The sequence below is a fragment of the Aliiroseovarius crassostreae genome (assembly GCF_025137635.1).
Classification (GTDB): domain Bacteria; phylum Pseudomonadota; class Alphaproteobacteria; order Rhodobacterales; family Rhodobacteraceae; genus Aliiroseovarius; species Aliiroseovarius crassostreae.
Genome location: NZ_CP080772.1, coordinates 2,873,804 through 2,889,019, shown reverse-complemented (window position 1 = coordinate 2,889,019; position 15,216 = coordinate 2,873,804). Strand labels below are relative to the sequence as shown.

The window sequence follows — 15,216 nt, the reverse complement described above, 5'->3', positions numbered from 1 at the left end:
GTATTTTTAGCAAGAAAAAAGGATCAGTCCTTTAGCAGCTCGCGCAGGTCATAGACCAGATTCAGCGCTTCGCGCGGCGTGAGGCTGTCGGGCAGAACCTCCCGCAATGCGTCTTCGACCCTGGATGGCGCTGTTTTCACCGGCGCAGGCGCGGGCGGAGTGGCGGCAAACAGCGGCAGATCGTCAATCATCGCCTTGGCGCCTTCGCCATCGCGCTCCCCCTTCTCGAGCGCCTCAAGCACCACGTTGGCGCGGGCAATCACGGCTTCGGGCAGCCCGGCAAGTTTGGCCACCTGCACCCCGTAAGACCGGTCAGCAGCGCCTTTTTTAACCTCATGCAGGAAAATCACCTCGCCTTCCCATTCCTTGACCGAAATCGTCGCGTTTTCAACGCCGGTCAGCTTGTCCGCAAGCTGGGTCATTTCGTGGTAATGGGTGGCAAACAGGGCGCGGCTGCGGTTTGTTTCGTGCAGATGCTCCAGCGTGGCCCAGGCGATTGAAAGGCCGTCATAGGTGGCGGTGCCGCGGCCGATTTCATCGAGGATGACAAGCGCGCGATCATCGGCCTGGTTCAGGATGGCGGCGGTTTCCACCATCTCGACCATGAAGGTTGACCGCCCCCGGGCCAGATCATCCGAGGCCCCAACCCGGCTGAATAATTGTGAAACAATGCCGATATGGGCGGATTTGGCGGGAACGAAGCTCCCGGTTTGGGCCAGAAGCGCAATCAGGGCGTTTTGGCGCAAAAATGTTGATTTACCCGCCATGTTGGGCCCGGTCAGCAGCCAGATATGGGCGTGATCATTGCCGTTTGAGAGGGAGCAATCATTGGCGATAAACGGCTCACCGGTTTTGCGCAGGGCGGCTTCGACCACCGGGTGGCGTCCGCCGGTGATTTCGAATTTACGGCTCTCGTCCACATGCGGCATGGCCCATCCCTCGGCGCGCGCGAGATCGGCAAACCCGGTGGCGAGGTCGATTTCAGCGAGCGCCCGGGCGGTGTCGGCGATGGCGGCGGCGCGGTCCAGAACCTCTCGTGTCAGGCTGGAATAGAGACGCTTTTCGATCTCCAGCGCCCGACTTCCCGCGTTGTGGATCTTGGTTTCCAGCTCGCTCAGCGCGACGGTGGTAAAGCGCACGGCGTTGGCGGTGGTCTGGCGGTGGATGAAGGTCTCTGACAGGGGTGGGTTCAGCATCTTGTCCGCATGGGTGGCGGTGGTTTCGATGAAGTATCCCAGCACGTTGTTATGTTTGATCTTGAGCGAACTGATCCCGGCAATCTGCGCGTATTCAGCCTGCATCCCGGCGATCACCCCCCGGCCCTCATCCCGCAATTTGCGGGCTTCGTCCAGATCTTCGTCGTAACCGGGGGCGATGAAACCGCCATCGCGGGCGAGGAGAGGGGGATCAGCCACCAGCGCCTCTTCCAGAAGGGACAGCAATGTATCGTGGCCCAGGAGCTTTTCCCCGGCCACCATCAGCCGTTCAGGGATTGCTTCGGCATTGGCGAGCTGTTCAGACAGGTCAATTGCAGCGCCCAGCCCGCCGCGGATTGCGGCCAGATCACGGGGACCGCCCCGGTCCAGCCCCAGCCGGGACAGGGCCCGATCCATATCGGGGGTTTTGCGCAAAGACTCGCGCAGATCTTCGGAAATGCGGGACTGTTCCACCAGAAATGACACGGTTTCAAGCCGGGCGTGGATTTCGGAAAGGTTGCGTGACGGAGAGGAAATGCGCCGCTCCAGCAGCCGCCCCCCGCCGGCGGTTACCGTGCGGTCCACCACTGACAAAAGCGATCCCTGGCGGCCGCCGGACATCGCATGGGTCAGTTCCAGATTGCGCCGCGTGGCGGCGTCGATTTGCAGCGTGCCATGGGACAATTCGCGCACCGGCGGGCGCAGCAGCGGCAATTTGCCTTTCTGGGTGATTTCCAGATATTCGACAATGGCGCCCATGGCGGCAATTTCTACACGGGTAAAGCTGCCAAATGCTTCGAGCGAGCCGACGGCGTATAGTTCCTTCAGACGTTTTTCCGCGCCGGCGCTGTCAAAAGCGGCCTGCCCAAGCGGGGTGGGGGCCGCGCCGGATTCAGTGACTATTCCATCAAGATCATACATGATCTGGTCGGGAAGAATGACCTCACGCGGGGCCAGGCGGGCCAGTTCCGGTGATAGGCGCATACGCGAGCAGGGCATGACGCGGAATGCGCCAGTTGAAATATCGACCCAGGCAATTGCGCCATCCTCGCGGATTTCGGCAAAAGCGGCGAGGAAATTGTGCCGCCGCGCGTCCAGAAGGCTTTCTTCGGTAAGGGTGCCGGGGGTTACAAGGCGCACCACATCCCGTTTCACCACGGATTTCGCGCCGCGTTTCTTGGCCTCGGCCGGGTTTTCCAACTGTTCGCACACCGCAACACGAAACCCTTTGCGGATCAGCGTCAGCAGATACCCTTCGGCGGAATGCACCGGCACGCCACACATGGGAATATCCTTGCCCAGATGCTTGCCGCGCTTGGTCAGGGCAATATCCAGCGCCTCGGCGGCGGCGATAGCATCGTCAAAGAACAGCTCGTAAAAATCGCCCATACGATAGAACAGGAGCGCATCGGGATAGCCTTCCTTGATGTCGAGGAATTGCGCCATCATCGGTGTTACTTTGGCGGTTTGGTCGCTCACGTCGCTGGGATCCTTGATCTGGTCTGCATTGAGGTGGGTTTGGTTGATAAAACCAGAAAACACGGGGGCTGGAAAACCGGTTTTCCGGGATATTTCCCAGTGTCAGGTGTTTTTCCGCCGAGAGACCCAGTTCCAGCTGGACTGGCACATCTCCTCCAATCCCCGCTGCGCGGTAAAGCCCAGAAGTTCACGGGCCCTGGAAGGGTCGGCATAGACGCTTGCCACATCTCCGGCGCGACGAGGGGCGATCCGGTGGGGCAGGGGTTTTCCCGCGGCGGCCTCATAGGCGCGCAGCATATCCATCACCGAATATCCCGTGCCGGTGCCGATATTTACCGTGTGGCTCTGGTCTGTTTCCAGCAAGGATTTGACCGACAGAACATGGCCCTGCGCAAGATCCATCACGTGGATATAATCGCGCACACCGGTGCCGTCGGGCGTGTCGTAATCATCGCCAAAGATTGACAGTTCGGCCAGTTCGCCGGTGGCGACCTTGGCGATATAGGGCATCAGGTTGTTGGGCGTGTCATTCGGATCTTCGCCAATCAGCGCGCTGTCATGGGCGCCGGCGGGATTGAAATAGCGCAGGATCCCAAAGGCCCATTTGTCATCAGAGGCGGCGATCTGGTTCAGCGACTGCTCACAGGCCAGTTTGGTAAAGCCATAGGGGTTGGTAAAACCGAGATCGGCGGTTTCGGTGACGGGCAGCTGGTCGGGCTGGCCATAAACCGTCGCCGAGGAGGAAAACACCAGCCGCCCACATCCGGCACGCTCCATCGCGCGCAGCAGCGCGTAAAGCCCGGCAATATTGGTGTTCAGGTATTCCAGCGGGATCTGGCCGCTTTCGCCCACGGCCTTGAGGGCGGCAAAGTGAATGGCGGCGTCGATCTTGTGCTCGGAAAAGATACGATCCAGCAGCCCCTCATCCAGCACGTCACCCGTATAGCAGGTGACCGGCGCACCGGTGATCGTTTCAAGCCGGTCGATCACATCTGGCCGTGCGTTTGAGAAATTATCCAGAATGACAATATCAAAGCCAGCCCTTGCAAGCTCGACATAGGTATGAGAGCCAATGAAACCTGCGCCGCCCGTCAACAAAATCGTCTGTGTCACTTGTCACTCCTGATGAAAGGTTTGGCCAAGATATAAATCATCGCCCCGTGAAAGGCACGGACGGAATTTTGTGCGGTAGGGGGCTGCTATATCCGCAAATGAATTTCTGAATATTGCGTCACAACAGGGATGAATTTTCGACTATTGCGCAAAAACTCCCGAATTGAGTTATAAAATGCTCAAATGAGGTTGAGCCTGCGCGCGACCCCCTGTAAGGGAGGAGGGTCTGTCTGTCGCAGGGAAAGGGCCAAGAGGAATGGCAAAACAACGCATCACCGATGAAGAGGCTCTGGCCTTTCACATCTACCCGACACCGGGCAAGTTCGAGGTCACGCCATCGGTGCCAATGACCACGCAGCGCGATCTGTCGCTGGCCTATTCGCCGGGGGTTGCCGTGCCATGTGAGGCCATCGCAGCAGACCCGTCGACCGCGTATGATTACACCAACAAGGGCAATCTGGTGGCGGTGATTTCCAACGGCACAGCGGTGCTTGGATTGGGGAATTTGGGTGCATTAGGGTCTAAACCGGTGATGGAAGGCAAGGCAGTCCTGTTCAAACGGTTTGCCGATGTGAACTCGATCGACATCGAGCTGGACACCGAAGACCCGGATGCGTTCATCAATGCGGTGAAGCTGATGGGGCCGACCTTCGGGGGCATCAATCTTGAGGATATCAAGGCGCCGGAATGCTTTATCATTGAGCAGAAGCTGAAGGAAGAAATGGACATTCCGGTGTTCCATGACGACCAGCATGGCACGGCGGTGATCTGTGCGGCGGGGCTTTTGAATGCGCTGCACCTTAGCGGCAAGAAGATCGAAGACTGCAAGATCGTTCTGAACGGCGCGGGGGCTGCCGGGATTGCTTGTATCGAACTGATCAAATCCATGGGCGCGCGGCATGAAAACTGCATCGTCTGCGACACCAAGGGTGTGATTTATCAGGGCCGCACCGACGGTATGAACCAGTGGAAATCGGCCCATGCGGTGAACACCGATCTGCGCACGCTCGAAGAGGCGATGGAAGGCGCGGATGTGTTCCTTGGCGTGTCGGTCAAGGGGGCCGTGACGCAGGATATGGTGAAATCCATGGCTGACAATCCGGTCATTTTCGCCATGGCCAACCCGGATCCGGAAATCACGCCGGAAGAGGCGCATGAAGTGCGCAATGACGCCATTGTTGCCACCGGCCGTTCGGATTACCCGAACCAGGTGAACAACGTTCTGGGCTTTCCCTATCTGTTCCGCGGCGCGCTTGATATCCACGCCCGCGCCATCAATGACGAGATGAAAATCGCCTGCGCTCAGGCCCTTGCCGAACTGGCCCGCGAAGATGTGCCGGATGAAGTGGCCATGGCCTATGGCACCAAGCTGACCTTTGGCCGCGACTATATCATCCCGACCCCGTTTGATCCGCGCCTGATCTATACCATTCCCCCCGCCGTGGCGAAGGCCGGTATGGATACCGGGGTGGCACGCCGCCCGATCATCGACATGGAAAGCTATGCGCTGAACCTGAAATCGCGCATGGATCCCACCGCCTCCATCCTGCGGGGGATCACCGCGCGGGCGCGCAAGAACCAGGCCACGATGATCTTTGCCGAAGGGGACGATCCGCAGGTGCTCCGGGCTGCCGTGCAATATCAGCGTAACGGGTATGGCCGTGCGCTGGTGGTGGGGCGTCAGGAAAATGTGCGCGAGAAGCTGGAAGCCGAGGGTCTGGGGGATGCAGTCCGCGAACTGCGTGTGGTGAACGCCGCCAACACGGAAAACCTTGGGCTTTACAAAGACTTCCTCTATGAGCGCCTACAGCGTCAGGGCTTTGACCGCCACGATGTGCATCGCCTCGCGGCGCGGGATCGCCACGTGTTTGCGTCGCTGATGCTGCAGCATGGTCATGGCGATGGCCTGATCACGGGCGCCACGCGCAAATCGGCATATGTGCTGGACCGGATCAACCATGTGTTTGATGCCCGCGCCAGTGACGGAGCGGTCGGTGTCACCGCCGTTCTGCACAAGGGCCGTATCGTGCTGATGGCTGATACGCTGGTGCATGAATGGCCCGAAACCGAAGATCTGGCCAATATCGCAGAGCGTGCCGCCGCCGTGGCGCGGGGCCTTGGGCTTGAACCCCGCGTCGCGTTTGTCAGCTTCTCGACCTTCGGCTATCCAATCTCGGAACGTGCGCAGAAACTGCATGAAGCGCCGGCAATTCTGGATCAGCGCGGCGTTGATTTCGAATATGATGGTGAGATGACTGCAGATGTGGCGCTGAACCCGGATGTGATGAAGCATTACCCGTTCTGCCGGCTCTCCGGGCCTGCCAACGTGCTGGTGGTTCCCGCCCGCCACTCGGCCTCGATTTCGGTCAAGATGATGCAGGAGCTGGCAGGTGCCACGGTGATCGGCCCGATCCTGTCCGGCGTCGATAAACCGATCCAGATCTGTTCGACCAACTCCACGTCAAATGACATCCTGAACATGGCGGTTCTTGCCGCGGCGCGTCTGGGCGAAAAGTAAAAACAGGCTCTGATCCTGCCTAAAGCCGGCCCTTTCCTGGGGGCCGGTTTTTCTGTGCATATTTGCAATTTCTCTCTGCATTCACGAATGTTGAGCGCCCGATCCGCACCCCCATATACTCATTGCAGCATAAAGGAGCGGATCATGGGCCAGCTTGTGAACGGAAAATGGGAAGATGTCTGGTATGACACCAAATCCACCAAAGGGAAATTCAAGCGAAGCGAGGCGCAGTTTCGCAACTGGATCACCCGTGACGGATCCGCCGGACCAAGCGGAAAGGGTGATTTTAAGGCGGAACAGGGTCGATATCACCTCTTTGTCTCGCTGGCGTGCCCCTGGGCGCACCGCACGCTGATCTTTCGCAAGCTGAAGGGGTTGGAGGGGTTGATCGACGTCACCGTGGTCTCTCCGGATATGTTGTCAAACGGATGGGAGTTTGACCCGGACCGCGGCGGTGATCCGCTTTTTGGCCATGCCTACCTCCACCAGCTCTACACACTGGCCATCCCGGACTATTCCGGCCGGGTCACGGTGCCGGTGCTATGGGACAAGCAGACCCAGATGGTGGTCAGCAATGAAAGCTCGGAAATCATCCGTATGTTCAATTCCGCCTTTGACGAGATCACCGGAAACACGCTCGATTTCTATCCCGAAACCCTTCGGGACCAGATCGATGAGGTGAATGAGCTTGTCTATTCCAGCATCAATAACGGGGTCTACAAATGCGGGTTCGCAACGACGCAAGAGGCCTATGAACACGCATTTGAGGCTTTGTTTGCAGCCCTGGACCAGATCGAAGATCGCCTGTCCGGACACCGGTACCTCGTTGGAAATAGTTTGACCGAGGCGGACTGGCGCCTGTTTACCACCCTGATCCGCTTTGATGCGGTCTATCATGGTCACTTTAAGACAAACCTGAAACGGATCGAGGATTACCCCAACATTTCCAATTATTTACGCGATCTGTATCAGCATTCGGGTGTCGCAGACACCGTGGATTTCCACCAGATCAAGCGGCATTACTATGCCAGTCATGAGACGATCAACCCGACCCGGATTGTGCCCAAAGGACCGGCGCAGGACTTCACCCGCCCCCATGACCGGACCCGGTTTGAGGTCGGGGTTTAACCGCAACGAGGAGCACCCCCCCAAGCGTTTTGAAAAAACACCTGTTTCATGTTTGCCCCGAAACGCCCTAAGCTGACCCATGTCCTACATTCTCACCCATTGGCGGGGGCATCACCCGCTTTGGCGCGCCTTCTGGATCAATGGGGTGGCGTTGCGCGCCCTTGTCCTGCTTGGCTTTGGTGCGCTGGGGGCGATCGCCCCGCTGGCTGTGTCTCTTGTGGCGGTTCTGGTGGGCGCCGATCTGCTGTTCCTGATCTGGCAATCTATCGGTTACTTCCGAAGCGCAGAGCAGAATTTGCGTGAATTAGGGTCTGTTTTGCCACTTTGGGCGGGGATGATCGCTTTGATCATCGCGGTTTTTGCCTCGCTGTCGCACTGGTGGGCGCTGGCCCTGCAAACCACCCCGTTCCTGTCTGATGAACCGTATTCGGAGATGCGCAACCGGCACTATGCAGCGCAATATGACCTGTCTGCTGAGGGGGAGGTGGTGCTGTTGACCGGTGTGATTGCCCTGGGCGCAACTCGCGATTTGCGGGACCTCTTGCAGATCCACCCGGATGTTACCCGGATCGAGCTGGACAGTGACGGTGGAAATATCTTTGAGGCGCGCGGCATCGCGCGGCTGGTTCTGGAGCAGAAGCTGGACAGTCACGTGACCCGGCGGTGCAGTTCAGCCTGCACGTTGGTGTTTGTCGCCGGGCAGCGGCGGTTGCTGGCCTCGGGCGCGCGTCTGGGGTTCCATGGTTATGCGTTGGATGAAGCGGAGAAACTTCCCCGTTTCGATATTGCAGCCGAACAGGAGCGGGATCGCACTTTTCTGCGCAGTCGGGGAGTGTCCGAAACCTTCCTTGCCCGGATCTATCAATCTGGCCCGAATGAGATCTGGTTTCCCAGTGTGGCGGAGCTGGAAGCGGCGGGGGTTGTAACGAAATCGCCCTGAAATGGCCGGTGAAATGTTTAAACTTTCGATATTTGGGTCGTGAAAACTTTAAACTTCCGGCTTTCGATAGCTTCAAAAGTTTCATGTTTCAGAAATGAAAAACCCCGCCTGAGGGGCGGGGTTTTCCGTGTTCTGTAAGAGAGGGCTTAGCCGATGATCGCGTTCAGCGTGGCCGAGGGGCGCATCACTTTTGCTTTCAGTTCGACCGAGGGGCGGAAGTAGCCGCCGATGTCAGCCGCCGGGCCCTGAGCTGCAGCAAGCTCGGCCAGGATTGCCTCTTCGCCCTCAGCCAGTGCTTTTGCAACCGGGGCAAACTCGGCGGCCAGATCCGCGTCATCGCCTTGTGCCGCAAGGGCTTCGGCCCAGTAGCGGGCGAACCAGTAGTGGCTGTCGCGGTTGTCGGGCTGACCCACTTTGCGCGAGGGCGACTTGTTGTTGTCAAGGATACCCTGAGTGGCTTCCTCAGCTGCACGTCCCAGGACACCGGCTTTGGCATTGCCCTTCACATCCGCGAGGAAGTTCAGGCTCTCGCCGAGGGCACAAAACTCGCCCATCGAATCCCAGCGCAGGTGGTTCTCTTCCACCAGCTGTTGCACGTGTTTCGGGGCCGACCCACCAGCGCCGGTTTCAAACAGACCGCCGCCTTTCATCAGCTTCACGATCGACAGCATCTTGGCCGAGGTGCCCAGTTCCAGGATCGGGAACAGGTCGGTCAGATAGTCACGCAGAACGTTGCCGGTGATGGCGATGCTATCGTTACCTGCAGTGATCGTTTTCAGCGACTGGGCAGTGGCTTCGCGCGGAGCCATGATCTGGAAAAGATCAGCTTTTCCAGCAGCTTCCAGTGCCGGGGTCACATATTTGATCAGCTCGGCGTCATGGGCGCGATTTGCGTCCAGCCAGAAGATCGCTTCCGATCCGGTCAGGCGCTGACGGTCGAGGGCCAGCTCAATCCAGTTCTCGATCGGGGCCTTTTTTACGGTGCAGGCGCGCCAGATGTCCCCGGCTTCCACGTCATGCGAATGCAGGGTGTCACCATTGGCGGTCACCACGCGGATGGTGCCGTCTGCGGGGGCTTCGAACGTGGTCGGGTGTGAGCCGTATTCCTCGGCTTTCTGTGCCATCAGGCCAACGTTGGCAACCGCGCCAGCGGTGGCCGGGTTCAGGGCGCCATTGGCTTTGAAGAAGTTGATCGCTTCGTCATAGACGGTGGCATAGCAGCGGTCGGGGATCACGCAGTTGGTGTCGCCCTTGGCGCCGGTCTCATCCCAGCCTTTACCGCCTGCGCGGATCACGGCGGGCATCGAGGCGTCGATGATCACATCCGACGGAACGTGCAGGTTGGTGATGCCTTTGTCGCTGTCGACCATATACATCGACGGACGGTCCAGAGCGGCGATTTCAGCGTTGATCTCGTCTGCGTTGTCCATGCCATTGATGGCATCCAGAACCGCGCCCAGACCCGAGTTCGGCGACCCACCGGCAGCGGCAATGGCTGCGCCGTGCTTGTCCCAAACCGGACCCAGCCATGCTTTGACTGCGTGGCCAAAGATGATCGGGTCGGACACTTTCATCATCGTCGCTTTCATGTGAAGCGAGAACATGGTGCCGTCTTTCTTGGTGTCTTCGATGGCGTCTGCCAGGAAGGAACCCAGGGCTTTCGCCGACATGAAGGTCGCATCCGCGATGGTGCCTTCTTCCAGCGGCCAACCGTCTTTCAGAACGGTGACAGCGCCGTCACGGCCCACGAATTCGATCTTCGCATCCCCTGCCTGCGCAGCGGTGATGGTGGCGGAAACTTCGTTTGCATAGAAGTCGTTACCCGGCATCGAGGACACTTTGGTTTTGCTGTCCGATGCCCATTCCCCCATCGAATGCGGGTTGTTCTGTGCGTAGTTCTTCACGGCTTTGGCAGCGCGGCGGTCCGAGTTGCCTTCGCGCAGAACCGGGTTCACGGCCGAGCCTTTGATCGCGTCGTAACGTGCGCGGATGGCTTTTTCTTCGTCGGTCTTCGGCTCTTCCGGGTAGTTCGGAATGTTGTAACCCTGCGATTGCAATTCTTCGACGGCGGCAACCAGCTGCGGCACAGATGCCGAGATGTTCGGCAGTTTGATCACGTTGGCGTCCGGGGTTTTCACCAGCTCGCCCAGGGCAGCCAGATCGTCTGACTGGCGCTGTTCAGCGGTCAGGTTCTCAGGGAAGGTGGCGATGATACGACCCGCGAGCGAGATGTCCGGGGTGCCCACGGTGATGTCGGCGCTTGATACGAATTTACGGATGATCGGAAGGAAGGAGGCCGAGGCCAGCTCCGGCGCTTCGTCTACAATGGTATACAAAATATCTGGCTGCGATGTGTCGGTCATGTCAGAACACCCCTTTTTTTCGCTGAAAGGATCACCGCCGGGCACCTGCCCAAAGCTGGTGAGATGTGAGATTTCCCCCCTCCCATACACAAATTGCGTGAAGAAAAAAAGGGGCGTAGCGCTATCAGCGCAGTGAAAAAAGGCCGCAGCTTGTGCTACGGCCTTTCGGGTCGATCAAAGTCGGTCAATGATGGCCTGGGCGATGGTCATCGTGGTGCCGGTGCCGCCCAGATCCGGGGTCACGCGGTCTTTGGCCTGCACGGTTTCGATTACCGCTTTCTTCAGGCGCTGGGCGTCGTCGGTTTTGCCGACATGTTCCAGCATCAGGCCTGCGGCCATCAGAAAGGCGCAGGGGTTTGCTTTTTGCTGGCCTGCAATATCTGGGGCTGACCCATGCACAGCCTCGAAAATGGCGGCGTCTGTGCCGATATTGGCGCCAGGGGCAAGGCCAAGCCCCCCCACCAGCCCGGCGGCGAGGTCGGACAGGATGTCACCGAAGAGGTTGGTGGTGACAATCACGTCAAATGCGTCCGGATACATCACCATCTGCATGGCACAGGCATCAACAATGCGTTCGTCCCAGGCCACGCGGTCTTCATATTCCTTGGCGATCTTGCGGGCCTCTTCCAGAAACATGCCCGAGAGCAGTTTCAGGATGTTGGCCTTATGCACGATCGAAACCTTCTTGCGCCCATTGGCCAAGGCGTATTCAAACGCGGCGCGGGTGATGCGCTGGGCGCCCTCTTTGGTGTTGTAACCGGTTGAAAAGACTTTGCCTTCCGGGTCGCCATTGTGTTCCATATAGCCTTCGTCCGAGATGTAATACCCTTCCAGGTTCTCGCGAAAGATCACCATGTCCACATTGTCGAACCGACCGTCGAGTTTGATCGTCTTGGTCGGGCGGACATTGGCATAGAGGTTGAACGCCTGACGCAGTTGCAGGTTGATCGATTTGAAACCGCCGCCCACCGGTGTGGTCAGCGGGCCTTTGAGGGCCAGTTTGGTGTGGCGGATACTGTCGATTGTGGCCTGCGGCAGCGGTTCGCCCGCTGCGTCAATGCCAGCCATGCCAGCCTGCTGCACGTCCCACTTGAAGGGCGCGCCCATGTGATCGAGGATGGCGGTGACAGCTTCGGTGATTTCGGGTCCGATCCCATCTCCGGGGATCAGGGTGGCGTCGATTTGGGTCGTCATGGCGGAAACTCCCTGCTTGTGACTTACCGTTTGGCCTATGGATTCTGCTGGTTCATATAAACGGTATACAATGGAATACAATAGAAAACTAATATTCCTAAATGTGAATAATATTGGGATTTTAAGCGTGGCCGCCCCGGTTCTCTCTTGCGTAAACACCAAGAAATTATAGGGTTTTCTCAAGGGGATCTTGCCATGACCATCTTTAATCTCGGGTCGATTAATATCGACAATTTTTACCAGCTGCCGCATCTTCCGGGGGCTGGCGAAACGATTGGGGCCACACAGCACGCGATTTCGCTGGGGGGAAAGGGGGCCAATCAATCCGTGGCGGCCAGCCTTGCTGGTTGCCCTGTGCATCATATCGGCGCCATCGGATCCGATGGGCATTGGTGTCGCGCGGCGTTGGAGCGGCGCGGTGTGGATGTGCGTGATATTGAGGTGACAGAAGGGGCAACCGGACACGCCAATATCTGCATTGATCCTGATGGCGAGAACATGATCGTGCTGATGCCCGGTGCCAATTATGCGCTGAGCTGGGATTTCGTGCGCTCGGCGCTGGACAAGATGACGGCGCAGGACCTGCTGGTCTTGCAGAACGAGACCACCCTGGTGCTTGAGGCTGCCAGGTTTGCGCGCGGTCGGGGTGCAAGGGTGATCTATTCTGCGGCACCCTTTGACGCATCCGCCGTGCGTGAGGTGCTGCCGTATTGCGATCTTCTGGTGATGAATGAGGTTGAGGCAACCCAGCTTTCTGCCGCGCTGGGTGTTGGGTTGCACGAGATTGACGTGCTTGCTTTGCTGGTTACCAAAGGGGCAGAGGGGGCGATCTGGCGGGATCAGAATACCGGGCAGGAGCTCCGCGCCCCTGCCTTCAAGGTGCAGCCCGTGGATACGACCGGGGCCGGAGATTGTTTTATTGGTTACGTGGCCGCAGGGCTGGATCAAAAATTGCCTTTGGAACAGGTGTTGCGTCGGGCGTCAGCCGCAGCCGCGCTTCAGGTCACCCGTAAAGGCACCGCCGAGGTGATGCCGGCGGCAGAAGAGGTGGCAGCGTTTTTGAAGGCGCGCGCTTAGGGTCCTGACCCTACCCCAAGAGCTTGGCCAGCTGCATTGCGGTGGTCATATCCCCCGACAGCTTGATCTTGCCCATCATGACCGCGGTCATCGGGTTGAGCTTGCCGGTCAGCAGTTTCTGCAGGTTCTCGGTGGACAGGCGCAGGGTGCAGTCCGTGTCACGGTTTTCGGTGCTGGCGGCGTTTTCGGCCAGCACAATCACCCCATCCTCGCCGCAATCAAATTTCAAAGACCCGTTAAAGCTGCGCCCTTCGAGGCCGGATTGTATCCCCTCGGCAAGTTTTTGCAGTGGCATGTCAGTTCCTCCCGTTTGCCTTTCGATAGAAAGACGATCCCGGGTCTGGCAAGCATGACCAAAGGGGAGGTGGGATGCGCCGGGTAATTTCCGGGCGCTGTCGTCAGGAATATCAGGCCCGGCTTAATATTTCGATCGTGCGGGCACAGGGTTGTCCCGCGTAATGAACCTCCAACACCCGTCGGAACATGTCCGGCGCGTCCGGGACAGCAGCAAACAGCGTCATGCAGGAGCGCAGCTTCTGTGCATCCACAGCCCCCAGGATCTCAACCGGATCCGTGCCTGCATGTTCCAGCAACAGGGATGCCGCAACAACCAGGCGCCGTTTCAGTTCATCATGCGCCAGATAGGCGGTGGCCTCGCTCAGATCCTCCAGCCCATAAAGCTGCGACATGTCGGACCTGCCCAGTTCGGCCAGTTGCGGAAAGACGAACCACATCCAGTGGCTGGTCTTTTTTCCCGCCTGAAGTTCGCTCAGGACATCGCTCCACACGGTGTCCTGAGCTTCGATGAACATGTCCAGCTCATCGTCGATATCTTCGTCGTCGTAGCTCACTTGCCAACACGACGGTTGCGGTCGGCAATCAGCTTCAGGCGCAGGGCGTTCAGCTGAATGAACCCGGCCGCATCGGTCTGATCATAGGCGCCCATGTCTTCTTCAAAGGTCACATGTGCCTCGGAATAGAGCGAGTGATCCGACCAGCGGCCAACCACGCGGGCCAGACCCTTGTAGAGCTTCATGCGCACGGTGCCGGTGACATGTTCCTGCGACAGGTCAATCGCCGCCTGCAGCATTTCGCGTTCGGGCGAATACCAGTATCCGTTATAGATCAGTTCGGCGTAACGCGGCATCAGCTCGTCTTTCAGATGCATCGCGCCACGGTCCATGGTGATCGATTCGATGCCGCGATGGGCATCGAGCAGGATGGTGCCGCCGGGGGTTTCATAGATCCCGCGCGATTTCATACCCACATAGCGACCTTCGACCAGATCCAGACGACCGATGCCGTGCTTGCGGCCATATTCGTTCAGTTCGGTCAGGATGGTCGCGGGCGACATTTTCACGCCATTGATACCGACGGCATCGCCTTTTTCGAACTCGATCTCGATGAATTCGGGGGTGTCCGGTGCATCTTCGGGATGCACGGTGCGCTGGTAGACATAGTCCGGCGCGTCCTCAGCCGGATCTTCCAGAACTTTACCTTCCGACGAGGTGTGCAACAGGTTCGCGTCGACCGAGAACGGTGCCTCGCCACGTTTGTCCTTGGCCACCGGGATCTGGTGCTGCTCGGCGAATTCCAAGAGCTTGGTGCGCGAGCCCAGATCCCATTCACGCCAGGGCGCAATCACGACGATTTCCGGGTTCAGCGCATAGGCCGCCAGTTCGAACCGAACCTGATCGTTGCCCTTGCCGGTTGCCCCGTGTGACACGGCGTCGGCACCGTGTTCTTCGGCAATTTCAACCAGACGCTTGGAAATCAGCGGACGCGCGATCGAGGTGCCCAGCAGGTAAAGCCCTTCATATTGCGCATTGGCGCGGAACATCGGGAAGACGAAATCGCGCACAAACTCTTCGCGCAGATCTTCGATATGAATGTTTTCCGGTTTGATGCCCAGCATCTCGGCCTTTTTGCGGGCCGGTTCCAACTCTTCACCCTGACCAAGGTCGGCGGTAAAGGTGATCACTTCGCAACCATATTCGGTTTGCAACCATTTCAGGATGATCGAGGTGTCGAGACCACCGGAATAGGCCAGCACAACTTTCTTGGGTGCAGCTTGCGGTGCAGTGTTGGAAGAAATCATCATATTCCCTTTCACGAGCGTGTCACCGCGCGCTTATCCCGTTTTTGCCCGGGGGGCAAGTATTGCAGGGCCATCCCGTCCTTGCTTTGATCGGCTTTCCGTGATTTTAG

At 58.6% G+C, this 15,216-nt stretch carries 11 protein-coding genes; 4 read left to right on the top strand and 7 right to left on the bottom strand.

The features are described 5' to 3' along the window. Positions 1–23: 23 nt before the first annotated feature. Both mutS and galE read right to left on the bottom strand, forming a co-directional pair. Complete coding sequence (gene mutS, locus K3J57_RS13815) at positions 24–2,645, bottom strand: DNA mismatch repair protein MutS (RefSeq protein WP_259794961.1); 2,622 nt, start codon at positions 2,643–2,645, stop codon at positions 24–26. A 132-nt stretch (positions 2,646–2,777) separates the two neighbouring features. Continuing rightward, positions 2,778–3,788 carry a UDP-glucose 4-epimerase GalE gene (gene galE / locus K3J57_RS13810; RefSeq protein WP_173486264.1) on the bottom strand — a complete coding sequence of 337 codons (1,011 nt, stop codon included), beginning with the start codon at positions 3,786–3,788 and terminating at the stop codon, positions 2,778–2,780. Between the two features lie 256 nt (positions 3,789–4,044). Here galE and K3J57_RS13805 point away from each other — a divergent pair, with 256 nt between their 5' ends. The 3 genes from K3J57_RS13805 to K3J57_RS13795 all read left to right on the top strand — a co-directional run bounded on the left by K3J57_RS13805 (position 4,045) and on the right by K3J57_RS13795 (position 8,374). Continuing rightward, positions 4,045–6,306: an NADP-dependent malic enzyme gene (locus tag K3J57_RS13805; RefSeq protein WP_259796356.1), complete on the top strand. Its 2,262-nt coding sequence runs from the start codon at positions 4,045–4,047 to the stop codon at positions 6,304–6,306. Between the two features lie 144 nt (positions 6,307–6,450). Continuing rightward, positions 6,451–7,434, top strand: coding sequence for a glutathione S-transferase family protein (locus K3J57_RS13800; protein WP_259796355.1), 984 nt, complete (start codon positions 6,451–6,453; stop codon positions 7,432–7,434). Positions 7,435–7,513: 79 nt separating this feature from the next. After that, entirely contained in the window at positions 7,514–8,374 is an 861-nt protein-coding gene (locus K3J57_RS13795) for a COG3904 family protein (RefSeq protein ID WP_259796354.1), read from the top strand. Positions 8,375–8,520: 146 nt separating this feature from the next. Here K3J57_RS13795 and K3J57_RS13790 read toward each other — a convergent pair whose 3' ends face one another. Both K3J57_RS13790 and K3J57_RS13785 read right to left on the bottom strand, forming a co-directional pair. Further along, positions 8,521–10,737 (bottom strand): NADP-dependent isocitrate dehydrogenase, encoded by a 2,217-nt coding sequence (locus K3J57_RS13790; protein ID WP_259792477.1) that lies wholly within the window; start codon positions 10,735–10,737, stop codon positions 8,521–8,523. Between the two features lie 174 nt (positions 10,738–10,911). Next, positions 10,912–11,931, bottom strand: coding sequence for an isocitrate/isopropylmalate dehydrogenase family protein (locus K3J57_RS13785; protein ID WP_055192918.1), 1,020 nt, complete (start codon positions 11,929–11,931; stop codon positions 10,912–10,914). A 195-nt stretch (positions 11,932–12,126) separates the two neighbouring features. On the opposite strand from K3J57_RS13785, the gene K3J57_RS13780 reads away from it, so the two are divergent. Further along, entirely contained in the window at positions 12,127–13,008 is an 882-nt protein-coding gene (locus tag K3J57_RS13780) for a ribokinase (RefSeq protein WP_259796353.1), read from the top strand. 10 nt (positions 13,009–13,018) lie between these two features. Here K3J57_RS13780 and K3J57_RS13775 read toward each other — a convergent pair whose 3' ends face one another. The 3 genes from K3J57_RS13775 to K3J57_RS13765 all read right to left on the bottom strand — a co-directional run bounded on the left by K3J57_RS13775 (position 13,019) and on the right by K3J57_RS13765 (position 15,106). Continuing rightward, positions 13,019–13,303 (bottom strand): SCP2 sterol-binding domain-containing protein, encoded by a 285-nt coding sequence (locus K3J57_RS13775; RefSeq protein ID WP_055192920.1) that lies wholly within the window; start codon positions 13,301–13,303, stop codon positions 13,019–13,021. 112 nt (positions 13,304–13,415) lie between these two features. After that, the gene (locus K3J57_RS13770; protein WP_259797805.1) at positions 13,416–13,820 is read right to left on the bottom strand and encodes a DUF1810 domain-containing protein; all 405 of its coding nucleotides are present in this window, start codon (positions 13,818–13,820) and stop codon (positions 13,416–13,418) included. Positions 13,821–13,855: 35 nt separating this feature from the next. Then, positions 13,856–15,106, bottom strand: a complete 1,251-nt coding sequence (locus K3J57_RS13765; RefSeq protein ID WP_173487839.1) for an argininosuccinate synthase — start codon at positions 15,104–15,106, stop codon at positions 13,856–13,858. Positions 15,107–15,216 lie beyond the last annotated feature (110 nt).